At 60.4% G+C, this 24,968-nt stretch carries 27 protein-coding genes and 1 pseudogene; 10 read left to right on the forward strand and 18 right to left on the reverse strand.

Features of this window, described 5'->3' with window-relative positions; translation table 11 throughout:
• Nucleotides 1-28 precede the first annotated feature (28 nt).
• Together DTW90_RS07060 and DTW90_RS07065 are read right to left on the reverse strand one after the other, a co-directional pair.
• On the reverse strand, nucleotides 29-388 hold the full coding sequence (locus DTW90_RS07060) for a nuclear transport factor 2 family protein (RefSeq protein ID WP_149337323.1): 360 nt from the start codon (nucleotides 386-388) through the stop codon (nucleotides 29-31).
• A 175-nt stretch (nucleotides 389-563) separates the two neighbouring features.
• Nucleotides 564-1,559, reverse strand: coding sequence for an aldo/keto reductase (locus tag DTW90_RS07065; RefSeq protein ID WP_149337325.1), 996 nt, complete (start codon nucleotides 1,557-1,559; stop codon nucleotides 564-566).
• 128 nt (nucleotides 1,560-1,687) lie between these two features.
• Between DTW90_RS07065 and DTW90_RS07070 the strand changes: the two genes are divergently transcribed.
• Both DTW90_RS07070 and DTW90_RS07075 read left to right on the forward strand, forming a co-directional pair.
• Nucleotides 1,688-2,578 carry a LysR family transcriptional regulator gene (locus DTW90_RS07070; protein ID WP_149337327.1) on the forward strand — a complete coding sequence of 297 codons (891 nt, stop codon included), beginning with the start codon at nucleotides 1,688-1,690 and terminating at the stop codon, nucleotides 2,576-2,578.
• Nucleotides 2,579-2,645: 67 nt separating this feature from the next.
• Nucleotides 2,646-3,263, forward strand: coding sequence for a hypothetical protein (locus DTW90_RS07075; RefSeq protein ID WP_149337329.1), 618 nt, complete (start codon nucleotides 2,646-2,648; stop codon nucleotides 3,261-3,263).
• On the opposite strand, the gene DTW90_RS07080 is transcribed toward DTW90_RS07075, so the two are convergent.
• Entirely contained in the window at nucleotides 3,253-3,696 is a 444-nt protein-coding gene (locus tag DTW90_RS07080; RefSeq protein ID WP_149337330.1) for a GNAT family N-acetyltransferase, read from the reverse strand. The genes DTW90_RS07075 and DTW90_RS07080 overlap by 11 nt on opposite strands.
• A gap of 25 nt (nucleotides 3,697-3,721) precedes the next feature.
• Nucleotides 3,722-4,669 (reverse strand): aldo/keto reductase, encoded by a 948-nt coding sequence (locus tag DTW90_RS07085; RefSeq protein WP_149337332.1) that lies wholly within the window; start codon nucleotides 4,667-4,669, stop codon nucleotides 3,722-3,724.
• A gap of 189 nt (nucleotides 4,670-4,858) precedes the next feature.
• Here DTW90_RS07085 and DTW90_RS07090 point away from each other — a divergent pair, with 189 nt between their 5' ends.
• Nucleotides 4,859-5,845: a Gfo/Idh/MocA family oxidoreductase gene (locus DTW90_RS07090; RefSeq protein ID WP_149337334.1), complete on the forward strand. Its 987-nt coding sequence runs from the start codon at nucleotides 4,859-4,861 to the stop codon at nucleotides 5,843-5,845.
• A gap of 25 nt (nucleotides 5,846-5,870) precedes the next feature.
• On the opposite strand, the gene DTW90_RS07095 is transcribed toward DTW90_RS07090, so the two are convergent.
• A complete protein-coding gene (locus DTW90_RS07095; protein ID WP_132520286.1) occupies nucleotides 5,871-6,245 on the reverse strand; it encodes a GtrA family protein in 375 nt (124 codons plus the stop codon).
• Nucleotides 6,242-7,258 (reverse strand): glycosyltransferase, encoded by a 1,017-nt coding sequence (locus DTW90_RS07100; RefSeq protein WP_149337336.1) that lies wholly within the window; start codon nucleotides 7,256-7,258, stop codon nucleotides 6,242-6,244. The genes DTW90_RS07095 and DTW90_RS07100 overlap by 4 nt, the downstream gene beginning before the upstream one ends.
• A 216-nt stretch (nucleotides 7,259-7,474) precedes the next feature.
• On the opposite strand from DTW90_RS07100, the gene DTW90_RS07105 reads away from it, so the two are divergent.
• Both DTW90_RS07105 and DTW90_RS07110 read left to right on the forward strand, forming a co-directional pair.
• On the forward strand, nucleotides 7,475-9,295 hold the full coding sequence (locus tag DTW90_RS07105; protein WP_246664931.1) for a hypothetical protein: 1,821 nt from the start codon (nucleotides 7,475-7,477) through the stop codon (nucleotides 9,293-9,295).
• Nucleotides 9,296-9,485: 190 nt separating this feature from the next.
• Nucleotides 9,486-9,881: a Rap1a/Tai family immunity protein gene (locus tag DTW90_RS07110; RefSeq protein WP_149337340.1), complete on the forward strand. Its 396-nt coding sequence runs from the start codon at nucleotides 9,486-9,488 to the stop codon at nucleotides 9,879-9,881.
• 50 nt (nucleotides 9,882-9,931) lie between these two features.
• Here the strand turns inward: DTW90_RS07110 and DTW90_RS07115 are convergent, their stop codons facing one another.
• On the reverse strand, nucleotides 9,932-10,177 hold the full coding sequence (locus DTW90_RS07115) for a hypothetical protein (RefSeq protein WP_149337342.1): 246 nt from the start codon (nucleotides 10,175-10,177) through the stop codon (nucleotides 9,932-9,934).
• A gap of 134 nt (nucleotides 10,178-10,311) precedes the next feature.
• Nucleotides 10,312-10,575 carry a hypothetical protein gene (locus DTW90_RS07120; RefSeq protein ID WP_132520301.1) on the reverse strand — a complete coding sequence of 88 codons (264 nt, stop codon included), beginning with the start codon at nucleotides 10,573-10,575 and terminating at the stop codon, nucleotides 10,312-10,314.
• A gap of 236 nt (nucleotides 10,576-10,811) precedes the next feature.
• On the opposite strand from DTW90_RS07120, the gene xseA reads away from it, so the two are divergent.
• On the forward strand, nucleotides 10,812-12,416 hold the full coding sequence (xseA, locus tag DTW90_RS07125) for an exodeoxyribonuclease VII large subunit (protein ID WP_149337344.1): 1,605 nt from the start codon (nucleotides 10,812-10,814) through the stop codon (nucleotides 12,414-12,416).
• Nucleotides 12,417-12,625: 209 nt separating this feature from the next.
• Here xseA and DTW90_RS07130 read toward each other — a convergent pair whose 3' ends face one another.
• The 6 genes from DTW90_RS07130 to DTW90_RS07155 form a co-directional block, all read right to left on the reverse strand.
• Nucleotides 12,626-13,879, reverse strand: coding sequence for an aminopeptidase (locus DTW90_RS07130; protein ID WP_132520307.1), 1,254 nt, complete (start codon nucleotides 13,877-13,879; stop codon nucleotides 12,626-12,628).
• An 80-nt stretch (nucleotides 13,880-13,959) separates the two neighbouring features.
• Nucleotides 13,960-14,433 (reverse strand): Cys-tRNA(Pro) deacylase, encoded by a 474-nt coding sequence (gene ybaK, locus DTW90_RS07135; RefSeq protein WP_132520310.1) that lies wholly within the window; start codon nucleotides 14,431-14,433, stop codon nucleotides 13,960-13,962.
• 9 nt (nucleotides 14,434-14,442) lie between these two features.
• Nucleotides 14,443-14,799 (reverse strand): ArsC family reductase, encoded by a 357-nt coding sequence (locus DTW90_RS07140; protein ID WP_132520313.1) that lies wholly within the window; start codon nucleotides 14,797-14,799, stop codon nucleotides 14,443-14,445.
• Between the two features lie 7 nt (nucleotides 14,800-14,806).
• Complete coding sequence (locus DTW90_RS07145; RefSeq protein ID WP_149337346.1) at nucleotides 14,807-15,868, reverse strand: succinylglutamate desuccinylase/aspartoacylase family protein; 1,062 nt, start codon at nucleotides 15,866-15,868, stop codon at nucleotides 14,807-14,809.
• A 98-nt stretch (nucleotides 15,869-15,966) separates the two neighbouring features.
• Nucleotides 15,967-17,121: an MFS transporter gene (locus tag DTW90_RS07150; RefSeq protein WP_149337347.1), complete on the reverse strand. Its 1,155-nt coding sequence runs from the start codon at nucleotides 17,119-17,121 to the stop codon at nucleotides 15,967-15,969.
• Between the two features lie 356 nt (nucleotides 17,122-17,477).
• Nucleotides 17,478-18,452: a quinone oxidoreductase gene (locus DTW90_RS07155; RefSeq protein ID WP_149337349.1), complete on the reverse strand. Its 975-nt coding sequence runs from the start codon at nucleotides 18,450-18,452 to the stop codon at nucleotides 17,478-17,480.
• 60 nt (nucleotides 18,453-18,512) lie between these two features.
• Between DTW90_RS07155 and DTW90_RS07160 the strand changes: the two genes are divergently transcribed.
• Complete coding sequence (locus tag DTW90_RS07160) at nucleotides 18,513-19,409, forward strand: LysR family transcriptional regulator (protein ID WP_246664907.1); 897 nt, start codon at nucleotides 18,513-18,515, stop codon at nucleotides 19,407-19,409.
• A 21-nt stretch (nucleotides 19,410-19,430) separates the two neighbouring features.
• On the opposite strand, the gene DTW90_RS07165 is transcribed toward DTW90_RS07160, so the two are convergent.
• A complete protein-coding gene (locus DTW90_RS07165) occupies nucleotides 19,431-20,060 on the reverse strand; it encodes a 2'-5' RNA ligase family protein (protein WP_132520325.1) in 630 nt (209 codons plus the stop codon).
• 178 nt (nucleotides 20,061-20,238) lie between these two features.
• Here DTW90_RS07165 and DTW90_RS07170 point away from each other — a divergent pair, with 178 nt between their 5' ends.
• Nucleotides 20,239-20,802: a methylated-DNA--[protein]-cysteine S-methyltransferase gene (locus DTW90_RS07170; RefSeq protein WP_149337351.1), complete on the forward strand. Its 564-nt coding sequence runs from the start codon at nucleotides 20,239-20,241 to the stop codon at nucleotides 20,800-20,802.
• Between the two features lie 73 nt (nucleotides 20,803-20,875).
• Here the strand turns inward: DTW90_RS07170 and DTW90_RS07175 are convergent, their stop codons facing one another.
• Nucleotides 20,876-21,400 (reverse strand): hypothetical protein, encoded by a 525-nt coding sequence (locus tag DTW90_RS07175; RefSeq protein ID WP_149337353.1) that lies wholly within the window; start codon nucleotides 21,398-21,400, stop codon nucleotides 20,876-20,878.
• An 11-nt stretch (nucleotides 21,401-21,411) separates the two neighbouring features.
• Nucleotides 21,412-22,242, reverse strand: coding sequence for a class I SAM-dependent methyltransferase (locus DTW90_RS07180; RefSeq protein WP_149337355.1), 831 nt, complete (start codon nucleotides 22,240-22,242; stop codon nucleotides 21,412-21,414).
• Between the two features lie 84 nt (nucleotides 22,243-22,326).
• Here DTW90_RS07180 and DTW90_RS07185 point away from each other — a divergent pair, with 84 nt between their 5' ends.
• A complete protein-coding gene (locus DTW90_RS07185; RefSeq protein WP_149337357.1) occupies nucleotides 22,327-23,238 on the forward strand; it encodes a LysR family transcriptional regulator in 912 nt (303 codons plus the stop codon).
• Between the two features lie 87 nt (nucleotides 23,239-23,325).
• Nucleotides 23,326-24,007: pseudogene (locus tag DTW90_RS07190) on the forward strand (isoprenylcysteine carboxylmethyltransferase family protein).
• 55 nt (nucleotides 24,008-24,062) lie between these two features.
• Here DTW90_RS07190 and DTW90_RS07195 read toward each other — a convergent pair.
• The gene (locus tag DTW90_RS07195; RefSeq protein WP_149337359.1) at nucleotides 24,063-24,965 is read right to left on the reverse strand and encodes a sigma-70 family RNA polymerase sigma factor; all 903 of its coding nucleotides are present in this window, start codon (nucleotides 24,963-24,965) and stop codon (nucleotides 24,063-24,065) included.
• Between the last annotated feature and the right edge of the window lie 3 nt (nucleotides 24,966-24,968).

The following is a 24,968-nucleotide window of genomic DNA, read 5'->3' on the forward strand; positions in this document are numbered from 1 at the left end:
AGGCCGGCGATGGTTCGCCGGCCTTCCCTCATGAATGCAGATGGTAGAGCTTGTTGACGATCGTCCAGCGGCCATTGATCTTCAGCAGGGACAGATAGTCCGAAAAGCGCATGCCGGCGAATTCGTCGACCACCTTGACGGTTGCCGCATCACCCTCGATATCGATCGAAGCGATATCCATCATCGGTTGCGTGCCGGGAGATGCCGGCGTTTCTGATAGAACGGCGGCGATGAATTCATCGCGCGACATCCATTCGACCGACCCCTGATAATTTCCGATAATTGCCGCCTGGGGGTGAAACGCCTTTTTCAGCGCGGCCCCGTTGGAGAAAGCCATTCCCTCGACATAGAGGTGAACGGTCGCCTCGATTGCCTGCCTGTCCAACATTCCTGCACCTCCTGTGCTCCCGGGCACGATGGTACTGTACATGACGAAGTTAGACCATCTTTGATCATCAACGTTTTTCGGGGAAGAACGTTGCCGCGGCCGTTCGGATCACATGGGCGCAAAGCCTGCAGCAGCCCGCCCGGCAGATTTCCCGGGCGGGCTGTTTTTTAGATTCTCAGCGGTTTGTCATGGCCAACGAAGCGTCTGAATAGCGCTTCCCCGCGACCTCGCTGAGCGGAATGATATTGCTCAGTTCGTCCATTTCCTCCGCCGAAAGCACGATCTCCGCGGCAGCGACATTCTGCTCCAGATGATTAAGCTTGCGGGCGCCGGGGATCGGCACGATTTCCTCGCCCTGATGCAGAACCCAGGCGAGCGCAAGCTGCGCTGCGGTCACGCCCTTTTCCCTGGCATGGCGTTCGAGAGCGGCGACCAATGCGGCATTCGCATCGAAGTTCTCGCCCTGGAAACGCGGCAAATTGCGGCGGAAATCGTCCTGATCCAGATCGTCCACCTTGCGGATGGCGCCCGTCAGGAAGCCACGTCCGAGCGGACTATAGGGCACGAAACCGATGCCGAGTTCGCGGCAGGTTGCGAGAACCTCGGCTTCCGGATCCCGGCTCCAGAGCGAATATTCGCTCTGCAAGGCCGCAATCGGGTGAACGGCATGGGCGCGGCGGATCGTTGCGGCACTTGCCTCGGAGAGACCCAGCGTGCGCACCTTGCCTTCCCGAACCAGTTCGGCCATGGCGCCGACCGTATCCTCGATCGGAACGTCGGGATCGACGCGGTGTTGGTAGAAGAGATCGATGACGTCGGTGCCGAGGCGCTTCAGCGAGGCTTCGGCGACCTCCTTCACATGTTCCGGACGACTGTCGACGCCAACCATTGCGGCCGGTCCGGATTTGGTCAGGTCGAGCTTGAAGCCGAACTTGGTCGCGATGACGACGCGGTCGCGAACGGGCTTCAGTGCCTTTCCAAGCAATTCTTCATTGTGGAAGGGGCCGTAGGTTTCGGCAGTGTCGAAGAAGGTCACGCCGAGATCGACGGCGCGGCGCAGCGTCTTCGTGGATTCCTCGTCGTCCTTTGCGCCATAAGCGAAGCTCATGCCCATGCAGCCGAGACCGATGGCGGAGACGGTAAGGTCGTTTCCGAGTTTGCGGGTTTTCATTCTGGAGCTCCCTGAGCTGATTGCTCTGGCCGGCGGTCAAATCGCTCGGCACGCCATGAAAGCTAAGGCGACTCTCCATGTTTGAAAATCCGTGCAAAGCATAACAGCTTGTTCTATTATTTAGATCAATGAACAGAACGCAACTCTCCCAACTCGCGGTTCTGGCCGCCGTTGCCGCCAACCGCAGCTTTCGTGCCGCCGCCAGGGAGCTGACCATCGCTCCCTCGGCGGTCAGCCATGCCATATCGAGCCTGGAAGAAAGCCTCGGCGTGCGCCTGCTGGCGCGCACGACCCGCAGCGTCGCACCGACGGAAGAGGGGAGGTTGCTGCTGGAGCGTCTCGGCCCCGCACTGGAGGAAATCGGCACCGCTCTGGATGCCGTCCTTGATGCGCGCGGCCGGCCGGCCGGAAATCTACGCGTGACCGCCCCGCGCTTTGCTTCTGATGTCATTCTTGGCCCGCGGCTTGGCGATTTTCTCAATGCCTATCCCGATATCACCCTCGAAATCGCCAATGAGGACGCCTTTACCGATATCGTCGAAGGCGGCTTCGACGCCGGCATCCGGTTCGAGGAAAGCCTTGAGGCGGATATGATCGCGGTCAGGATTTCTTCGGACCTGCGCACCGTCATTGCCGGCTCGCCCGCCTATTTCGAGCGCTATCCAAAACCACTCCATCCGCGCGACCTTGTCGACCATCGCTGCATCAAGCGCCGCTTCGCCAACGGCTCGATCTATCGCTGGGAATTCGAGAAGGATGGCCGGGAACTGATCGTGTCGATCGATGGCCCCCTGACGGTCAGCGAAGACCGCCTCTCTTTGCTGGGCGCGCTCAGCGGCGCCGGCCTTTCCTATCTCTTCGACATGCGCGTCCATAACGAACTCGCCGAGGGAAAGTTGATCCGCGTGCTTGAAGATTGGTGCCCGCCCTATCCCGGTCCGTTTCTCTATTATCCCAGCCGCAGGCAGATGCGTCCGGCGCTACGGGCCTTCATCGACTTCTTCAAGATCGGCGGTTGAGGGTTTTGCAGGTTTCGGGTGGCACCGGGAGAAACTGGGGCTAGGTTCCGCGAAAAAGGAGAGTGCGATGAGGAAGCCGGCATCGATGCGAGGCCTCGAGGATCTGGGTCGCGTGCGACTGTCGAAGAATTTCTTCCTGCGCGATTTCCTGCATTCCGAGATCGGCAGCCTCTACGGCATCTCCAATATCCCCGAAAATCCCGATCTGGCGATTGCAGCAGGCAAACGCCTCTGCGAGGAACTGCTTGAGCCGCTGGAGGCCACATTCGGACGCCTTCACTTGCGTTCGGGCTATCGGGCGCCTGCTCTCAACAAATTCGGCAACGAAAACAATCTCAATTGCGCGCGCAACGAGGCGACCGCTGCCAATCACATCTGGGATCTGCGCGACGTAGAGGGTTACATGGGTGCTACGGCTTGTGTCGTCGTGCCCTGGGTCTGGGATCGATACCAGGAGCCCGGCGATTGGCGTCGGCTGGCGTGGTGGATAAGGGATCACCTGCCCTATGCGTCGCTTCAATTCTTTCCGAAGCTATGGGCGGTCAACATCACCTGGCATGAGCATCCGACGAAAGAGATCACCAGCTATGCCGAGCCGCGCGGTATTCTCACACGGCCCGGAATGGCGAACTGGAAAGAGGACCATTCGGCCCTCTATGACGGCTTTCCGCCGCTCAAAAGTTGATGCGGTAGCGAATGTGCCCGTCGCTCTCGACATAGCTGTCATAGAGCTTGCGGGCCGTGGTGTTGGTTTCTTCCGTGTGCCAGTAAAGCCGCGCCCAGCCTTTCTCTTTGCAGAGGCCGACGAGATCGTCGAGCAGTGCCCTGCCGACGCCCTTGCCGCGGGCCGCAGCATCGACGAACAGGTCTTCGAGATAGCAGTCCGGCTCGCGAATCCACGTGCCCTCATGGGTGAGGCAAAGGGCAAAACCCATCACCTTCCCGTCGACTTCGGCCACCCGCATGAAGATGGCGGAAGCCGAATCGAAGATCCGGCGCCACGTCATGTCGGTGATATCAGGCGCGATGGTCACATTGTAGAAGGTGATGTAGTCGGCCCAGAGTTCGCGCCAGCGCGTCTCGTCTTCAGGCCTTGCATCGCGGGTGATCACGGTCATTCTGTTTCCGTCCTGTTCGCCGGCCTTATTCGCCAGCCTTGTCGAGCAGGCTCATTGCTTCAGCGGAAAGGTCGAGCTTTGCCGAATTGATGAGAGCGTCGAGCTGGCCAAGGCTCGTGGCGCTCGCGATCGGTGCGGTCACGCCCTTCTTGCGCAGCAGCCAGGCAAGCGCCACTTCCGCCGGCTTGCTGCCGGTATCCTTGGAGACCGTATCGAGAGCGGCAAGAATGCGCATGCCCTTGTCGTCGAGATACTGCGCCACGCGTCCTTCGCGCGCCCGGCCTTCTGTATCGGCCTTGGTGCGGTATTTGCCGGAAAGGAAGCCGGCCGCAAGGCTGAAATAGGTGATGACGCCGATGTCTTCCTTGACGCAGAGATCAGCCAGCGGGCCTTCGAAGCTGGCGCGCTCATAGAGATTGTATTCCGGCTGCAGAACGTCGTAGCGTGGAAGTCCGGCCTTGTCGGCCGCATCGAGCGATGCTTGTAGGAGCTTGGCATCATAGTTGGAGCACCCGACGGAGCGGATCTTGCCCTGTTCCTTCAGCTTCGCATAGGCGCCGAGCGATTCCTCATGCGGCGTTTCTTCGTCCGGCCAGTGCGAAAGATAGACGTCGATATAGTCGGTCTGCAGGCGACGCAGCGAATCCTCGACGGCCTTGAGGATATAGGCCGCCTTCAGCGTCTTTCCCTCGCCCATATCGGACCCGACCTTGGTGACGATGACAGCCTTGTCGCGGGACACGGTTCCCTTCTTCAGCCACTTGCCGATGATTTCCTCGGAATCGCCGCCCTTGTTGCCGGGTACCCAGCGCGAGTAGACATCTGCCGTATCGATCGTATTGAAGCCGGCGCCGAAAAATGCGTCGAGAATGTCATAGGAGGTCTTCTCATCGGCCGTCCAGCCGAAGACGTTGCCGCCGAAGACGATTGGCGCGATCGAAATCTCTGTTTTACCTAGCCGGCGCATTTCCATGCCGCTCTCCCGAAAATGACTAAAGTGGTGAAAAGAAAGATGCGGCGAAAACCGCTTTACCTATCTAGGCCTTTATGGCGCCGAGGGAAACCAAACTTCGGTGAAATATCCGTGCGGCATTCTAGCGGCATTGCGCTTCGCGCGACGGCTGCATAAGGTGCGCCGAAATCATTTTTGGGAGGGAAGACCATGCTTCGTTTCGGAATTCTGTCGACCGCAAAGATCGGTCGCGAGCTTGTCGTACCGGCCATCCAGGATGCCGAGAATTGCGTGGTGACCGCGGTCGCCAGCCGCGATCTGGCCCGCGCCCGCGAGATGGCGGACCGCTTCTCCGTGCCGCATGCCTTCGGCTCCTACGAGGAGATGCTGGCCTCCGACACGATCGACGCCGTCTATATCCCGCTGCCGACCTCGCAGCATGTCGAATGGACCATCAAGGCCGCCGATGCCGGCAAGCATGTGCTCTGCGAAAAGCCGATCGCGCTCAAGGCCGAAGAGATCGATAGCCTGATCGCTGCCCGCGACCGCAACAAGGTACTTGTGACCGAGGCCTATATGGTCACCTACACGCCGGTCTGGCAGAAGGTCCGTGCCCTGCTGGCCGACGGCGCGATCGGAAAGCTGCGCCATGTCCAGGGCGCCTTCACCTATTTCAACCGCGACGCTGGCAACATGCGCAACATTCCCGAGCTCGGGGGCGGCGGCCTGCCTGACATCGGCGTCTATCCGACGATCAGCACGCGCTTCGTGACCGGCAAGGAGCCGCTGCGCATCCAGGCCGTGACCGAGCGCGATCCGGAGTTCGGCACCGACATCTATTCGAGCGTTAAGGCCGATTTCGGCGATTTTGAGCAGAGCTTCTATATCTCAACGCAGATGGCTGCCCGTCAGGTCATGGTCTTCCATGGCACAGACGGCTTCATCGAGGTCAAGTCGCCTTTCAATGCGGACCGCTACGGTGCCGAGGAAATCGAGCTCACCAACCGCAACCATTCGGAATCGCAGATTTTCCGCTTCCCCGACAGCCGCCAGTACAAGCGCGAGGCGGAAGCCTTCGCCGATGCTGCGGTCGGCGGCAAGTCCGAGATCGTGACGCTGGAAAGCTCCAAGCTGAACCAGAAGGTCATCGACGCTATCTATCGCGCCAGCGAAAAGGATGGCTGGGAGCCGGTCTGACCGGCTTCCTGATAAGCGGCGGAGATCAGCGGCGGAAGACGAAGCGGGAATAGCCGAAGAAGCTGAACGCCGTCGCCGCCGCCGAGGCAAGTATCAGCGCGGCCGTCGGGCGCAACACCGGTATCGATACCAGCAGTGACGTGTAGATCGCATAATTCACCAGTGCCGAGGTAATCCCGACCGAACCGTAGCGGAAACCCTCAACTGCGAGGGACCGGCCGGTATTCTCGAACGTGAAGGTGTGGTTGAGGATCCAGGTCGCGACCATGGCCGACGGTATGCTGATTGCGCGCGCCCAGAACGGGCCCAGCGTAGTGAAGTGCAAAAGCAGCATCAGCAAGCCCGCATCGACGACAAAGCCGATACCACCGGCAATGCCGAACCAGAACAGTCTCTTCATGCAGCCTTGGCTTTCTTCTTGCGGCGGGTGGAATTCTCCGCCTGATGGATCGTGATCGCCGCCGGCTTGTCATTCAGACCGATTGCTTCGATCCCCATATAGTGGATCCGAAGCTGCTCTGCACGGGCACGTGCGACGGAATCCAGAATAAGAGCCGCCGTAAAGAGCATGAACGACACCATCATCAGCGCCATCGAGAACACCCAGGTCGGCATGCGGCTGACGAGACCCGTCTCGAAATACTCGGCGAGAACCGGGGCCATGAAGCCGAGGCTCGCCGCCATGAACAGCGCGCTCAGCTGGCCGAAGAAGGCAAAGGGCCGCGTTTCCTTCATCAGCATGGCGAACATCCAGAGGATCCTCGCGCCGTCCCTGAAGGTGGAGAGCTTGGAGTGCGATCCCTCGGGGCGCCGGCCGTAGTCTAGTTCCAGCTCGGTCACGGGTAGCTTCAGCCGGGAGGCATGCACCGACATTTCGGTCTCGATTTCGAATCCGCCCGAGACAGCGGGAAAGCTTTTGACGAAGCGTCGGCTGAAGGCGCGATAGCCGGAGAATATGTCGGTAAAATCGGGGCCGAAGATGGTCCGGTAAAGCATGTTGAAGATGCGGTTGCCCAGCGCATGGCCGTGCCTGCCGGCATCGTCATGCACGCCGCGCCGCGTTCCAACCACCATATCCGAGCGCTCCGTCACCAGCGTGCGAACCAGCTCCTCGGCGTCATCAGGCTGGTAGGTACCGTCTCCATCGGCCATGATATAGATGTCAGCATCGATATCGGAGAACATGCGACGCACCACATGCCCCTTGCCCTGGCGCCGCTCGCGCAGCACGATCGCGCCGGCAAGCATGGCATGCAGCGCCGTGCCGTCGGTCGAATTGTTGTCGTAGACATAGATGCGGGCGCTTGGCAGCGCCGCGCGGAACCCGCGAACCACCGGCCCGATCGTTGCTGCTTCATTATAGCATGGCAGCAGAACGGCGATGTCCAGGCTTTCGGCCCAAGTCTCTGGCATGGTTTTCACTCGATACATGGAAAATCCGCAGGCGAGCTTATCTCCGTGCTCGTTAACAAACCCTATGATTGCTTGGGAAATAAGGAGAACCGGGGCCTGTTGGCGGAACATTGTCGTGATCGTCGTTGCCGGCGGTTTTACCCTTTCTTGAGGCTGAAACGCTAAACTACCGCCAAAGCTTGAGGCAACGGAACATTACGGATCATGACGGATGCGATGGAAGTGCGCGGCATGACGGCCGCGAAGCCGGGCGATGGCAAGTCTTCGATCTGGTCGCGCCTCTGGATAATGTCCATTCTCTACAGCCTTTTCCTGATGGCAGTGCTGGTCTTCCTGCGCTGGAGCGCGACGGATTATGTCGGCGCCGACAATGACGACGTCATGCGTCTGGTCGAGGTGCGCGATTTCCTTGCCGGTCAGGGCTGGTTCGACTTGATGCAATACCGCCTGGGCCTCGATGCCGGGACGCTGATGCATTGGTCGCGTTTGATCGACCTGCCGATCGCCAGTCTCATTGCCTTTTTCCGCCTCTTTGTCGCGCCCGAACGCGCGGAAGTATTGGCGCTGACGGTCTGGCCGCTGTCGCTGGTTCTGCAGCTCATGTACGGAATGGGTCTGACCGGATATCGCACGGGCGGTATCGTCGGGATGCACATATCGCTCGGCCTGACCGGGCTCTATGTCATGACGTCGAACCGCTTCCTGCCCGGCTCGATCGACCACGACAATGTGCAACTCGGCCTCGTCGCCATCATGACGGCCATGCTGGTGGATGACAGGTTTCGTCCTGCAAGCTTCGCCATCGCCGGACTTGCAGCCGCGCTCGCGATCGCCATCGGCGCCGAAACGACGCCCTTCGTCGCCGTCGCCTGCCTTGCGGTCGCGCTTCTCTGGGCCTGGGAAGGAAAGGCATTTGCGGCTGCGGCCCAGGCCTTCTCGCTGACCCTTGCCGTCTCGATCAGCGTGGCCTTTTTCGCAACGGTTCCACCGCATCTCTATTCGACGGTTACCTGCGACAATCTCTCGATCGGCTTTTACGGCATCACCAGCGTCGGCGGTGTCGTTCTCCTGCTGTCTTCGCTCTTTGCGTCAGGCCTTTCACGTGTCGGCCGGTTCGTCGTCCTCGCGGCCGGCGGTGTCGTCATAGCCGGGACCGCACTGCTGCTCGCGCCGCAATGCCTCGGCAACCCGCTGGGTGATCTGGATCCGATGCTCGTCAAGCTGTGGCTGAACGGTATCAGCGAGGCTCAGTCATTCGTAGACCTCGCTCGCAAGGCACCGGAGACACTCGGCGCCTTCTATGCGGTTGGCGTCTTTGCCTGCGCCGCCTGCCTGTTCAGGATCGTTCGCGGCGAGCGTGTCAGGCTATATCTTATCCTGCTCGCGCTTCTTCTGGTAAATCTCGTCATAGCTTTCGTGCAGGTGCGTGGCTCGACATTTTCGAACCTGCTAGCCATTCCGCCGCTGACCTTGCTGCTGATCGAGCTGCGTCGTGTCTCCAATGCCGATTCCGAAAATATTGCCGCCGCCTTTTTCTATATCGTCGGCGCGCTCATTTCGGTTCCCGCCGTCTGGGCCGTCGGAGGCGGGCTGGTCAATGGGCAGATGAAGACCAGCTTTGTCGTGGAGCCAGGCTCAAACAAGGAAAATGCAGCCGGATGCTTTTCCAAGGAGGCGCTGGCGCCGATAGCCGGTCTCGATCCCGGAGTCGTTTCCGCTCCGTCGGATATGGGCGCGCCCATTCTCCGTTTCACGAAGCATCGCGCACTCTCCGGACCATACCACCGTGACCAAGCAGGCATGCTGACCCAGCTGCATATTGAACTGGCGGAACCCGCAGACGCGGAAGCCTTCCTGCGTGGAGCCAAGGTGACATTGTTCGCCTATTGCCCCGGCAACCCTGAGACCAGCGATATCGCCGATATCAAGCCGGATGGCCTCTATGCAGCGCTCAAAAAGGGGCAGGTGCCCTCTTATCTCGAACCCCTGCCGAATGGGCAAGGCGCAGACGTGAAATTCTTCCGTTTCAAGCCCTGAGGTCCATATCGGTCGAAGTTCAGACCATGGCTACGCGAATGCCATCTGACTCCCGGGCATCGGGGCGATGTCTGGATATCGTCAGAAGAAAATTCGCTATTTTGAGTTGTTTTGAGGAAACCAGCACCTCGGCTAATTTCCGACACTTTTGGGCTGAAATCTGCGCTCACCAAGAACGCTGGAGCCCAAAATGTCAGGCATTCTTATCGCTACTCTATTGGCGACTATTGCTGCGAAGGTACCTGCAGGGTTTTCCACCGGCGAGCTGCTTCTTGCCGATTGTCATGGCTCGCGGCAATTTGTCCGGGGCTATGTTGCCGGCTGGTTGGATAAATGGAACAGGGACGAATACCTTGCCCGACGCAATATTGTCGATAACGCTCCGAATACAAAGGCAATGGTGAATGCCGCGTACTTGGGCGAATCCGTCGGGATAAACTTGTGTGTGCCGGTCGGGACAAAGGCGGAGGTGTTGGGCGATGTGCTCTGCACATTCCTCGAACAAAATCCGGGCGTACGCGACGCGACGGGTGATGACCTCATGACGGAGGTTGTTCAAGCGAATTATAGTTGCCCCGCACAATAAGCGCTGACGTCGCCTATCGCGGGAAATTTGCCGCAAAAGGCTTGGAATAGTCAGGATATTTGGGCTTGCTGCCGGCGGGCGCGCTCAAAGGTGAGAAGGGCCACGACGTGACCGAGAAGCGCGAAGTTGTAGCCCGCAATTGCAAGCACCAGCGAGAGGAAGGACACCGGTCCTGAGGAAACGAAAAGGGCCGCGAGGAACGCCAGGCCCATGAGCGCGGCGACGATCGCCACGCTTGCGGCTGAGCGCATCATCCCAACGATGATCCCGATTGTCATGGCGGTCGCGAAGATCACGGCCATCTCCCGTTCGTGCAAAATTTCGTTGTCCTGATATTGCACGATCCCTGCTAAAGAAGCCTTGAGGAGAAGGGTGAATCCTTCTGCAACTTATTCGCTCAAATGCGACCGAATAAGTTGGCCAATTCTCGCTAGACCAGCGCGACGATATCGGCGGCAGTGGTCCCCGTCTGCAGGACACGCGTCACTCTGAGCGGCAGCACGATGCCCTGGGGAACCTGCTTCAGCAGCAGCGAGTCCCCTGCCAGCATGAACACGGCAAGATCGCCGCCCGTGCCGATGTAAAGGCCGCGCGTCGTCTCCTGCAGGTCGGAGGCATCGTTCGGAGCGACGGGGAAACCGGAAATCGCCGGTCCGGAAATCGAGGGGCTGAGGGATTCGAAGCGATCGGTCATAATATTGGTCCTCTTCAACAAAGTGATGAGAACGATTGTGCCGACATCGGGACGAGCGAGGATGGAAAGGATTGCAGGCTGCGAGGATGAATTCGGAAACACCGTTGAAAAGGTTAGGGTTATTTCCGAAGAAATTCTTATTCCCAACGATTACCGTCGAGATATCGTCCCCACATCGCTCGGGAAAATGCGTCTCCCTTGCTGATCTTGCCGGTAGCTTGCGCTAGAAAGGCTTCATGAGCAGCTTCTTCGAGAATGATTCGCCGTCGAACCTTGCCGAATATTCGGTGTCGGAGCTTTCCGGCTCGATCAAGCGCACGGTCGAGAATGCGTTCGACCAGGTTCGCGTGCGCGGAGAGATATCGGGCTATCGTGGGCCACATTCCTCCGGTCATGCTTACTTTTCCCTTAAGGACGACCGCGCCCGCATCGATGCCGTCATCTGGAAGGGCTCGTTCTCGCGTTTGAAGTTCCGTCCCGAGGAAGGAATGGAGGTGATCGCTACCGGCAAGGTGACGACCTTCCCCGGCTCCTCGAAATACCAGATCGTCATCGAAACGCTGGAGCCGGCCGGCGCTGGCGCGCTGATGGCGCTGATCGAGGAGCGCAAGCGCAAGCTCGGTGCCGAAGGCCTGTTCGATCCCGAGCGCAAGCGGCGCTTGCCCTATATGCCTGATGTCATCGGCGTCGTGACCTCACCGACCGGCGCCGTTATCCGTGATATCCTGCACCGCATCTCCGATCGCTTTCCCGTTCATGTTCTTGTCTGGCCGGTCAAGGTTCAGGGCGAGGGGTCGGGCGAGGAGGTGGCGAACGCCATCCGCGGCTTCAACGCATTCGAGCGCGGCGGCGCCCTCCCGCGCCCCGATGTGCTGATCGTCGCTCGTGGCGGCGGCAGCCTGGAGGATCTCTGGAGTTTTAATGACGAGATCGTGGTGCGGGCGGCTGCGGCAAGCGAGATCCCTCTGATATCGGCGGTCGGCCACGAGACCGACTGGACGCTGATCGACTATGCGGCAGACGTCCGCGCGCCGACGCCGACGGGTGCCGCCGAAATGGCCGTGCCCGTCAAGGCCGAGCTGGAGGCCCAGATCTCAGGTCTTGCAGCACGGTTGCAGACGAGCATGAGCCGCCACATGGAGCAGCGCCGTCAGGCGGTGAGGTCACTGTTGCGGGCGCTGCCCTCGCTCGACCAACTCCTTGCCCTGCCGCGCCGCCGTTTCGACGAGGCAGCTAGCGGTCTCGGTCGCGGATTGGAACTCAACACGCTGAACAAGCGCCGCGCATTCGAGCGCTCTGCCGCCCATCTGCGCCCCGAAGTCCTTTCGAGCCGTATCGCTGAAAAGCGCCAGATGCTGAACGAGCGGATCGTCCGCGCCGAACGCAGGGTGGAGCGTCTGCTGTCGGAAAGCCGCAAACGTCTGTCGAATGCCGAGGTGTCCCTGCGCAGCATGCCGACCCGCTTGGCGACCCAGACGGCCCGCGCCCGCGATCAACTGGCAAATCTTTCCCGCCACGCCGACACCGCGATCCGCCATCAACTGGTACGCGCCCGCGGGGAGCTCGTGGCACAGGATCGCGTGCTGCAATCGCTTTCCTACAAGAACGTGTTGAAGCGAGGATATGCGGTCGTTCGAGACGAGGATGACAGGCCGGTTTCACTGGCCTCGGCCCTGTCAGCGGGTGCCGCCATCTCCATCGAATTCGCGGATGGTCGTGTGGGGGCGGTGACCGGCGAGGAGGGCACACCATCTTCCGCACCACCCTCCGCGACTGTCAAAAAACGCCCGCCAAAAGCAACCGAGCCTATCCATCCGCCAAAGCAGGGCAGCCTTTTCTGAGAGGCGGACGTCCACGATGGCCGGGGTGCCATTGCCACGAGTCTCTTCTCCCCGTCGAGAAGAAGATGCCGGCAGGCAGATGAGGGGCCTGCGCGCACCTCAACTGATAGGTCTCCAGTGCCGCACCTTCATCCGACCCTTCGGGCCCCCTTCTCACCGAGGGGAGGCCCCCTTCTCACCGAGGGGAGAAGGGGAAAGAGGCAGCCTTCTCAGGCCCATTCACCCCGACGCATGACGGGCACTTTCGAACCGTCCGGCTTGATGCCGTCGATGTCGACCTTGTCGGAGCCGATCATCCAGTCGATGTGGATCAGGCTGGAATTGCCCCCCTGCGCCTTTATCTGCTCCTGGCTGAGCTTGGCGCCGTCGATGAAGCACTTCGAATAGCACTGGCCGAGCGCGATATGGCAGGAGGCGTTTTCGTCGAAGAGCGTGTTGTAGAACAGGATACCGCTTGCCGAGATCGGCGAGGAATGCGGCACCAGCGCCACTTCGCCCAAACGACGGGCTCCCTCGTCCGTATCCAGCACCTTGTTCAGCACTTCCTCGCCGCGCGAAGCCTTTGCCTCGACAATCCGGCCGCCCTCGAAGCGCACCTGGATATTGTCGATCAGCGTGCCCTGATGTGACAGCGGCTTGGTGCTCGATACATGGCCTTCGACGCGCAGCGCATGCGGCGTGGTGAAGACTTCCTCGGTCGGGATATTGGGGTTGCAGGTCACGCCGTTCTTGGCGGTGGAGGCGCCGCCATGCCATTCATGGCCATCCGCAAGCCCGACCTTCAGGTCCGTGCCCGGTCCCTGGAAATGCAGCGTCGAAAATCGCTGTTCGTTCATCCAGGCCGAACGCTTGTGCAGATTGGCATTGTGCTCGGCCCATGCGCCGATCGGGTCGGGAACATCGACGCGCGATGCGGCAAAGATTGCCTTGGCAAGCTTGGCAACCGCGATTTCTTCCGGATCGTCCGGAAAGACGACCTTTGCCCAGGAGGGATTGGGGTAGGAGACGATGTTCCAGTTGATGTCAAAATTCGAGATCTTCTCGAGAGCCGGCTTGTAAGCCGCCGAATTGGCGCGGTTGGCCCGGGCCACCTTGCTCGGATCCTGTCCTGACAACAGCAGCGGATTGTCGCCGGCAATGGCAAGGCGCGCGGATCCGTTGGCATAGGCCTTTGCCATGCCCTCATAGAGCCAGCTGGAGGCACGATCGAAACTTTCATCCGGGGCATGCTCGTAGCGAGCGAGCGTAGCCTCCTCGTCCGCATAGAAGGTCGTCACCAGCCCGGCGCCGGCAATATAGGCATGCCGGGTAATGAGCCGCACCAGCGGCATCGCAACGACAGGCGCCGTGATGACAAGATCCTGGCCCTTTTGCAGCTGTAGCCCGACCTTTACGGCCACTTCGGCGAGCTTTTCCAGCTTGGCGGCATCGACGGAATGGGTGTTTTGCGGAACGATCGTCATGGGAAAACCTGCTTGCTGATTTCGGAAAAGAGGAACTAAGACTTAGTCCCCTTTGCGGCGAAATTGAAGGTGCTTCCGGCTTAAGCGATCAGCGGCGCAGCTTTCGCTTTCAGGACCTTCAGCGCATCCTTCGGATCGAGCCGAACCTGCAGGCCGCGCTGGCCGCCATTGATGAAGACATAGGCCTCGCTCATCGCCGCTTCCTCGATTGCGGTCGGCACCACCTTCTTCTGGCCGAAAGGGCTGATTCCACCGACGTGATAGCCCGTCAGCCGCTCGGCATCGGCAGGCTTCATCATATTGGCCGACTTGCCACCAAAGGCGCCGGCAAGCTTCTTCATGCTCACTTCGTGGTCCGAGGGGACGACGCAGCAGACGGGTTTCCCATCGACCTCAGCCATCAGCGTCTTCAGGACACGATGCGGTTCCTCGCCGAGCGCTTCCGCCGCCTGCAGGCCGACACGTTCGGCATTGGGGTCGTAGTCGTAGGCGTGAACGGTGAAGCTGACTTTGGCTTGGGTCAGAACCTGCGTCGCACGGGTGGTTTTGGACATGGCAACCCTCTATGCATTTCCAATAAGTACGCCACTGTAGATCTCCGGCTTGAACCCAACCAGGAGTTCGCCGTCCTTCTCCAACACCGGTCGCTTGATCATGGAGGGCTGGGCCAGCATCAGCGCGATCGCCTTCTCCCTGGTCAGGTCGGTGCGCTCCTCGTCTGGCAGCTTGCGAAAGGTCGTGCCGGCACGATTGAGCACTGTTTCCCATCCGGCTTCGCTGGTCCAGCGATCGAGATGCGCCCTGTCGATGCCCTCGGCCTTGTAGTCATGGAAGCGATAGTCGATGTCGTGCTCTTCAAGCCAGCTGCGTGCCTTCTTCATCGTGTCGCAGTTCTTGATGCCGTAGATCGTGACCGTCATCGTGTTCTCAATCCTCCAATGTGCCGGGTTTGCGCCCCGCAGCGCTCGGCTTGTCGCTGGCGATCTTCATAAGGTCTCCGCGCCGATGCACGAGGCGGTCCGAGATGCGGGTGACGATCAGGCCCGCCTGCGGCGCATGAATATCGATCGACCCATCGGCCATGCCGGGCCTGGTGATGATGGTCGCAAGCAGGTCGCCCGCCGCCACGCGCTCGCCGATCGTGCGATGGAACAAGACGGTGCCGGATTGCGGCGCGCGGATCATCTCGATGTTGTCGAGCGGCGTTGCCGGACCTTTGAATTCTAAGAGCTGGACGCTGTCGTCACGCACGATGCCGCGCGCGGCAAGAAAACGCCACAGGCCTTCTGCATCTGATCGCGCCATGTCCGGATACACATCGCGTTGTCCGCGCAATTCGACAGTCACGGAGAGGTTGTCGGCGAAGTGTGATTTCTTCTCCCCCGGCACCGCATATTTCCAGGCAAAGCTTACGGCCTCCTCGAAGGCCGAGCTCTCACCATCCGAAAGCAGCACGGCGTCCATGTTGAGCGCTGCGGCGAGATCCGCTGCCTCGGGCCAGAAGGCCTCGTCGATATAGGCATATTGCAGGGATTCGTCATCACAGTGCAGGTCGAGCACCAGATCGGCGCCAAGCGCCATATGGATCAGCTGGCGCTTCAGCCTCTCGGAGGCGCGATAGCGATCGAGATTTTCGACAAGGCTGTCGCGGTCGCGAATGGAAATCAGCGGAAAGTCGCGATTGAAATTCGTCCGTGTGCCGAGGTCGAACCGGCCTTCCATCTCGCCGTAGTGCCACTGCGCCGCACCGATCGGGTTGGCCTGCGGCACGACCGTTATGTCGCCGAGGATTGCGCCTTCTCCATCCGCCTTCTGCAGCTTCTGGCAAAGGAAGTGCAAAAGCGCCGTGCCGGGCAGCTCATTGGCGTGCAGGGCCGCCTGGATGTAAATCTTCGGAGCAGCGGGCTCTGATCCCTTGAAATGAAATACCGGCAGCCGCCACGAGATGCCGGGTGTATCCCCTTCGATGACGATTTCGGTGATTTCCATCGCTTGCCTCCCTGTTGGTCGCCTGCCTTTTCATCGGCTCAATAGCAAGTCCAAACACGAGGATGCAACCATCATTGGGGAGAAAGGCGTCCGATGGCTCAGAGCGTGCCGCCTTTTCGCAAGCCAAAGCTCAAGGCTAGGCTCAGAAGCACCGCCCCGATGCCGAGGAAGAAAGGGGAGGCATAGCCGAGATGGGCGGCAAAGAGACCCGCAAGAGGCCCGGTCGCACCCAGCGCCACATCGAGGAACACCGAGTAAAGGCCAAGTGCGACGCCGCGGTTTTGCGGCGGGATCTGAGCCATAGCCTCGTTGCCGAGCGCCGGAAAGACCGGCGCGAAGCCGGCGCCGGCAAGTGCTGCGCCGATAATGGCTATGATCGGATTGGGTGCGCAGGCAAGGGTGACGAGGCCGACGACCTCCAGAACGAGTGAAAGACGCGCCACCGGCAGGCCGCCATAGCGGGCAACCACGCGGGCAAGCCATATGCGGATACCCATGAAGGCGAGACCGAAGGCGCTGAGCGCAAACGGCGCCCCATCCCAGTTGCGGCTATGAAAGTACAGCGCGATGAACGTCATGATCACGCCGAAGCCGCAGGAGGCAAGGGCCATAGCCGTGCCGAACGGGGCGATCCGCGTGAAGACCTGTCCTGTCCCCATGCCCTTCTTCCTGATGCCGGGCACTGTCGGCCGCGTCCGCGCCACGAGCAGACCGGCAATCGCAAGCAGGATTGTGACTACGCCTGTGGCAACGAAACCGAACTGGCCTTCCAGCCACGCGCCAAAGGGTGCTGCCAGCGAGATGCCGCCATAGGTCGCAATGCCGTTCCAGGAAATGATGCGGACCGTGTCCTTCTGGCCGAAAAGCCCGATCGCCCAGGTGATCGCCGCGGTGCTGACCCAGCTCTCGCCGACGCCGAGCGCAAGCCGGCCGGCAAGCAGAAGGACAAGGCTCAGAGCCGGCACGGAGGTGACCAGTGCCGAAAGCAGCGTGAGGATGCCGCAGAGGATATAGGCAAAGAAGCCGAGCGTTACGGAATATTTCGGCCCGTGGCGGTCCGTAAGACGCCCGACCTGGGCGCGGCTGACGATCGTCGCCACATATTGGGTACTGATCGCGATGCCTGCCCAGACGACGCCGAAGCCGAGCCCGGTATCCACATAGGTCGGAAGTACGGCAAGGGGCAGACCGATCGCGAGGTAGCCGAAGAAGGTTAGCGCGACGATGGACAGGAGCGAAAAGGTGGATTGCATGGCTGTTTTCACAAGATCTGACCGCCGGGCATCGACAAGCGATGTCCATGCTGCTGCTTTGCCAGGGCAGATCGGTGATAGCGCTACGGGGATCAGGCGATCGGCTCAAGGCCGCTGAAAGGGGCAAGCACGGCCTCATCCGCCGGCGCGTCATGTGCCGGAATTTGCTGCCGTTCAGGATGGTGATGACACGGCGTATCCGAATGAATACGCAAAGTCACTGAAATGCCGATAACAGCCGATTGCTAAGCTCGTCAATCAAATTGCTGCTCTGCAGCAATAAATTATCGTGACAGCCGTAAACGACGTGCCGCCGTCGACAGGACGACACGTCTGGGACCTCTATCAATCCCGCGCTAAGCCGTCAGGATCACGCTCCCGGTGGTACGGCCGGCTTCGAGATCCTCGTGCGCTTTTGCAGCTTCTTCCAGCGGATATTCTGCGCCGATCGGGTTGATCAGGCCCGATTGCAGCGCTGCAAACAGGTCCTTGGCGCCCTGGCGATAAAGGTCGGGATCGTTGGCATAGGCAAGCACGCTCGGCCGGGCGAGGCCAATGACGCGGGGAGAGCTCAGCTCCTCGATGCGAACTGGCGGGATCGGGCCTGCCGGCTGGCCAAGGCTGGCAACGACGCCGAAGGGGCGCACGGTTCCGAGCGTCTTCGAAAGCATCTCTCCGCCAATGCCGTCGACGGCAAGATGCGCGCCCTTGCCATCGGCGAGACGTCGCGCCTCTTCGGCCCAATCCGATGCCGTGTGCAGCAGGACTGCTTCCGCACCCGCCTCTTTCGCAATCGCCATCTTCGCCTCGGAGCCGACCGTGCCGATCACCCGGCCACCCAGGCTTTTCGCCCATCTTGTGACGAGCTGGCCGAGACCGCCGGCTGCCGCATGGACGAGAACCCATTCGCCGGCATTCAGGCGATGAATCCTATGGAGCAGCATATGGGCGGTGAGGCCGCGCAGCATCGAACTGCCGGCGACGCGTTCGCTGACACCATCGGGCAGGCGAACCAGGCGCGCTGCAGGAAGGGTCCGCAGCTCGGCATAACCGCCCAGCGGATGGCCGGTATAGGCCACACGGTCTCCGACCTTCAGGTCGCTCACATCCGCACCGATTGCCTCGACGACACCGGCGCCCTCGAGCCCCAGCACGTTCTGGCCCGATGGCATGGGGTAGAGCCCCTTGCGGTAATAGATATCGACGAAATTGACGCCGATCGTACTCTGGCGGATCTGGACCTCACCCGGTCCCGGTGCGGGCACCGAAACATCCGCAGGCTTGAAAACATCGGGCGCGCCTGGCGCAGTGAGAATGACGGCGAGCGACATGGGCTTTCTCCTTTTTCCAGGGAAGAGAGGACCACAAAGCGGAACTGGAATAAATTCGGTATGTATTCACTTCATCTGTGCAATAATGCACCGATGATCGATTGGCAGGACCTTCTTCATTTCGTCGTACTCGCCCGCACCGGCTCCCTGTCGGCAGCGGCGCGCACCCTCGGCGTTGATCACGCAACGGTCGGTCGCCGCATCGCAGCGTTGGAGCATGCCCTGGATTTGCGCCTCGTCGATCGCTTGCCACGGAGTTCTCCCCTCACATCGGATGGCCGGGCGATTGCCGAACTCGCCATGGAAATCGAGGAGAAAGTGGAGGCGATCCGCCGCTATTCCAGAGGTGCCGCTGCCAAGCCCGCCTCGGCAATCCGGGTGAGCGCGCCTCCGTCGATTGCCGCACGCCTGGTTGCGCCCAATATTCCCGATTTTCGGCGGCGCCACCCCGATATCACCTTGACGCTGTCTGGATCGACCGAGGCCGCGGCGCTGGATCGCGGCGAAGCGGAGATCGCCGTGCGCATGACACGCCCCGAAGAGGCCGACCTCCTGGTTCGCCGCATCGGGACGATGCGCTTCGGTCTCTATGCCTTGCCGAAGGTTGCCGCTCAGCCGCCTGAAAGCTGGAGCTTCATCGGCTATGATTTGAGGCTGGATCACTTGACGCAGCAGGCATGGCTGAACAGCCTGCTTGCCGGCCGCCAAATCGTCTTTCGCGCCGGTGATGTCTTCGGCCAGCAGGAGGCGGCACGTGCGGGTCTCGGCGTCGTGGCACTTCCCGTTTTTCTGGGCGACGCAGATCCCGTCTTCGTTCGCCTGCCGACCGCCGTTCCTTCTCCCGCACGGGATCTGTGGCTTGTGACCTATCCTGATCTGAGGCGGTCGCCAGCGATCCGCAGCGTCATGGATTTCTTAAGCGAGATCGTTGGGAAGGCATGTCAGATAAGGGAGTGAAAGATTGCTTTCGCCCTCGATCTAGTGCAACGGCCAAGGGCCAAAATGGTCATGCCGCCCTTCGCCGATATGGCTCTGCACGAGGAATATTTGGCTCGCTTGGATCACGAAGGGATCAGGCAATCGTCTCTTGCCGATATCCTTCCCCCGATAGAACAAGGTCATGTGCGGCTGGCATCCACAATCGAGCGCTGCGTAAAAACCGGCGAGGCGAAGCGCCTTCACGAGCTTGATATGGAGCAGCCGAAATTGAGTTTGGCCCTTTTCGCCACAGAGCACGACATGTTTCGTCGGCGTATCGTAGGTCATCAGACAATCCAGAACCAATGTGAACGGCTCCATATGAATGTCCTTAATAGCTTCACTGATGGCGACAGCGATTTCTTCGGGTGATTCCTCGTAGCCACCTATTCCACATGTCGTCAGATGCAGGAGGCCCGCTGGGCGCGGGCCTCTATAAAAAGCATGCTCTCGATGTAAGCCATCCGCAATAAGGGTGGCTTTCTGAGCGATCTCAAAGCCAGGCAAAATGGCAATGAAGTATGCCGGTTGACCATTCCTAGGGGTGACTCGATGCCACCGCTGCATGGTTTGAAGATCAAGAGGTAGCTGTGTTGACGCAGAACCCATCGCTTTTCGAGGCTGCCTCATGCAGCCTCGCCTCCGAATGATGAAAGGATGAATAAGACTAACGTGAAAAGAGTCCTAGTTCAAGAACAAAAAGTGAACAAAATACTTGCCGATGCGTGACGAGAGGCGCAAGAATCGGGTTGAAACAGCAGCGCCAACGCACGATGTTGAAGGCAAATGAAAAAATGGAGGCCGCGTTATGGCTCACCCAACACATCACTATCATGTCTTCGCAACCGAGGGCGGTTACTGCGCGATCGCCTGGAACGATGTCGGCGTAACGCGATTTCAGCTGCCGACGAAAAGCGCTGACAGCACGGAACGCCTGATGTTGCGCCGCCTGCCGGATGCCGAACGCGGCGATCCCACCGCTGAAGTTGCCGAAGCAATAGCCGCGGTAAAGCGCTATTTCGCTGGCGAGGAAACGGATTTCTCGGCCATCACGCTCGATCTCGACGGCCAGGACGATTTCTTCAAGCAGATCTACGCTGCAGCACGCCGGATCGGGTGGGGTCATACGACCACTTACGGGGCGCTGGCGAAAGAACTCGGCGCCGGTCCTGAGGCTGCCCGCGATGTCGGCCAGGCCATGGCCAAAAATCCCGTGGCCCTGATCATTCCCTGCCACCGCGTCCTTGCAGCCGGCGGCAAGATCGGTGGCTTTTCAGCGCCCGGGGGCTCGGTCTCTAAGGCGCGAATGCTTGTACTCGAAGGCGTCCATGTGGGATCTCAGGAGCCGGTCCAGCAATCTCTCGGCTTCTAACGGCTAGCGGCGCGCGACATCACGCACCGCTCGCTTGCTCTCTGCTCCCGGCGAACTTGCCGTTTACGGAAGCCTAGGAGGCCATCACATTGCCGGCGAGTGCCTTGGCTGCTTTCGCCTGCGGACGCATCAGCAAATAGAATGCTGCGAAATGCGTGATCATCAGCAGGGGCACGTAGAGGATCGGGATTGCGTAGGTGGCGCCCAACTCCCCCGCAAGTTTGGGAAGGCCGAACTGGATGCCGTGATAATAGTCAATGATGATGTCGGCCGCGCCGACGAGATTGAAGGCGACGACGAACAGCCAGAAGAGCCGGCCCATCCTGACCGTGAAAAGCGCCAGCATGGCGAGCAGCCCGGTCGCGAAGTCGCCATAGGCGGCGAAGGCAGCAAAACCGGCAGGCAGGTTCGGGCCGACGACGCCGGGAACGATGAAGACGAGCCCGAAGAAGCGAAAGCTGTGGAGCGTCGCGATGGCGCGTTGCGCATCCACCCGGTCCATCGCCTTGAGCCGGGGCCAGACATACGTGCCGAAGCAAAGCAGCCACGGCACGTAACCCAAAACCAGATGTATCTGGAAGATGATCGCCGGGGACATGTCTCCTCCTGTCAGCTGTTGGTTGACGCGGCCTCGAACACCGCAGTCAGGATACCAAGGCGGTCTTCGAGCAGATTTCGTCCGAGGTTGAAGGAGAGCTGCGCGAAGTCGGGTCCCATCACCACGCCCAGATTTGGCGAGGGCGGCGCACCCGACGAACGCAAAGCGCTGAACCAAGCCTTTGCGGCCTCGCTGTCATCCTGAAAGGCCAACATGTGGAAACCGGCCTGTTCGATCGCTTCGCGGGTCGCGGTAGCAGTCATCAGGAAACTGATGTCAGGCGTGCGCGCCCAGGGGAGGGGATAATGCGGCTTGCCCTCTTTCGACACGACATCGAAGGTCGCGAAGCGGCCACCTGGTTTCAGCACGCGCCTGATCTCACGGTAAAGCCCCGCACGGTCGGCGATGTTCATCGCCACATGCTGCAGCAGTACGACGTCGAAACGACCGGCATCAAACGGAAGCTCAAGCGCACTCCCTGTCTCGAATGTCACTTGCCCGCTCAATCCGGTCCGCTCGGTCAGATAGCGCGCGGCGTCGACGAATGGTTTGCTGAGATCGACGCCGGTCACGCGGCAGCCATAGGTCGCAGCGAGAAAGCGCGCCGGCCCGCCGATGCCGGAACCGACATCGAGAACCGACATATCGGCGGAAATTCCCGCCAACTTGGCAAGCCCAGCGGTTGCGGCAAGACCGAGCGTGTGAAACTGATCAAGGCTCGCAAGTTGTTCAGGCGTAAGCCGCTGATCCTCCGGCCCTAGAACGCTGAGCGCCGTCTTCAGCCGCTCGGTCAGGCCGTTCGCGAGATAGTGGTCGCGGACGCCGTCTGCTATGTCGGTCATCGCAAAATTCCTTTCAGGTTTCCGGTCAGGCCATGTTTACAACTGCTTCCTGTGAGCGACTATTCGCGATAATGTCGACGAGCCATGAAGCATAACTTCACAGTCAGACAGGGCGCGCTCGATGGCGTAGAAGCGTTCCTGAGCGTTGCCGGGCACCGCAATTTTCGCAAAGCGGCCGCGGAACTCGGAGTAACGCCATCTGCCATCAGCCAGGCAGTGCGCACGCTTGAGGCGCGCGTCGGCGCAGCACTCTTCATCCGCACGACCCGCAGCGTCGGCCTGACCGAAGCCGGCGAGCGTTTCCTTTCACGCGCAAAGCCAGCCTTCGAGGAGCTTGTCGCCGCAAGCGAAGTCGCGCGTGACCTCGGACAGCGGCCAACGGGGCTGTTGCGCCTCTCCGTGCCTCCGGCCGTCGTGCCGATCCTGCTGGAGCCGCTGATCGCGTCCTTCTGCCGGCTCTATCCTGAGGTTGAGGTGGAGATTGCCGCAAAAGGGGAACTGGTCGATCTGGCCGCCGAAGGCTTTGATGCCGGCATCCGGATGGGCCAGTTTATCGCCGCCGACATGGTCGCGGTGCGGTTGACGCCGCCTTTTCCTTTAGTCGTCGTCGCGAGCCCCGATTACCTCGATCAGCGAAAGCGGCCGGAACGCATCGACGATCTGCGCGGACACGCCTGCCTGCGCATGCGCCGCTCGGATGGGTCGATCGCGCCCTGGCCTTTTGCGGATGGCAACAGGGCGGTCGAGGCAATCGTTTCCGGGCCGCTGATCGCCCACGACTACCCCGCACTCCTTGGCGCGGCGATCCGTGGTGTGGGGCTTGCGCAGGTGCCTGGCCCGCTTGCCGAAGCGCCGCTTGCTGACGGCCGGTTGCAAGCGCTGCTCGCACCCTTTGCCGTCAAAACGCCGGGAATTTTTCTCTATCATTCGGGGATACGCCAGGTCTTGCCCAAGCTGCGTGCCTTCATCGAGCACGTCAAATATAGGGGTACTTGATACGCTGCGCCCTTAGTGAGCAGCCGAATTCCGGCGACGGTAATCGCCGCGCAGAGGAATCAACGGCTCCGACGGGAAAGGTTGGAAATGGGCCTCGTTCTAAATCTCCTCGTCCAGACGATTGTCTGGTTCGGCCTCATGGGCGCGATCATTTTTGCTGCTGCGGGCACGATGGATTACGCCGGCGGCTGGCTCTATCTCGGTGGAATGATCGTCGTGTCAGTCGTTTTTGGGCTGGACATAATGCGCGTCGATCCGGGTCTGCTCAGAGAGCGCCTGAAGCCGCCTGTACAGAAGGACCAGCCACTCGCGGACAAGTTGATTATCGTCCCGCTCCTGCTCCTCATATTCGCAGGGATGGCCTTCATGGCGGCGGATGCTGCGCGCTGGCATTGGTCCATGATGCCGCCCGCCGTGCAATGGGCAGGCCGGCGTCCTCATGGCCGCACTCTTGTTCATCTATTGGACGATGCGCACAAACAGCTTCGCAGCACCCGTCGTAAAGATACAAAAAGACCGCGGGCAGGCGGTTATCACGACAGGCCCCTATGCCATCGTCCGCAATCCCATGTATTTCGGCGCACTCTTCTACGTCGCCGGTACTTCTGTTGTGCTCGGATCGTGGTGGGGGCTGGTGACGGTCCCGTTGCTGGCCATCTTGTTCGGCATCCGGATCAGCATCGAGGAACAGACACTGCGGATGGGCCTCGAAGGCTATGACGAATATGCCCGCCAGGTGCGCTGGCGCCTGGTTCCATTCATCTGGTGATACGGCCTGCCTGCTTGGGCATGGCGACGAACAGAACTCTGTGGAACCTAGCAACCTAGGGTGAGATTGTCAGTTCCGCACCCTCCATGACGTAGCGGACATATTTATAGTCGTGGATGAAGGTGATCTCTCTTCCGCGCCATTCCAGCCACATGAAATAGCTCGGCTTAGTGTCCAGGCGGCTGTCAAATACCGCGATGACCTCGCGTCCCTCCAGCCAGGCGGGCTGAAGCCATACTTCGCCGATCTTGGCGTAGATGCTGAAGAACATTCCAACATCCGCCGAGCCTGTTCGAACGGGATGCGTCGATTGATTCAATTTCACATCATCCGCCAGCATCGCGCGCAGGCCATTCCAGTCCCCCCGGTTGAACAGACCGACATAACGTTCCACCGCGGCGGAGGGCGCTTTGATTTCAGGAAACGGGGACGCTTTCTCGTTGATCTCGCGAAGACGAGCACGCCCGCGTGCAAGATGCGCCTTGACGGAGTCGACTGTGAGATCAAGGAGTGAGGCGATCTCGGCGAGCGGCTCATCCAGAACGTCTTTTAGGACAATCACGCTGCGCTGGAGAACCGGAAGCTCTGTAAAGCGCGATACCGCTGTCTTCACCGCTTCCTGACGCATCAATATCTCCACGGGATCGGGGCTTGCCTGGTCGACGACATCATGTGCTGCCTCTATCGGCTCTGCAGCTCGGATGGCTTTGCTGCGCAGCATATCCAAGGCGCGGTTATGGGCGATCCGAAAAAGCCAGGGGCGAAGTTGCGGCGTTTCCGTCAGTCCATCAAGGGCGAGGAATGCCTTGGCAAGCGTATCCTGCACGACGTCCTCGCCCTCGATGACCGAACCCACGAGACGTGAACAATAGCGGTGAAGCTCGGGCCGCAACTCTCCAGCCAGGGCGAGAAGCTCAGCCCGTCGATCGGCTTTCGAAGACTGTTCGCCGTTGGTCAAGCC

It is taken from the genome of Neorhizobium sp. P12A, assembly GCF_008365395.1.
Classification (GTDB): Bacteria; Pseudomonadota; Alphaproteobacteria; order Rhizobiales; family Rhizobiaceae; genus Rhizobium.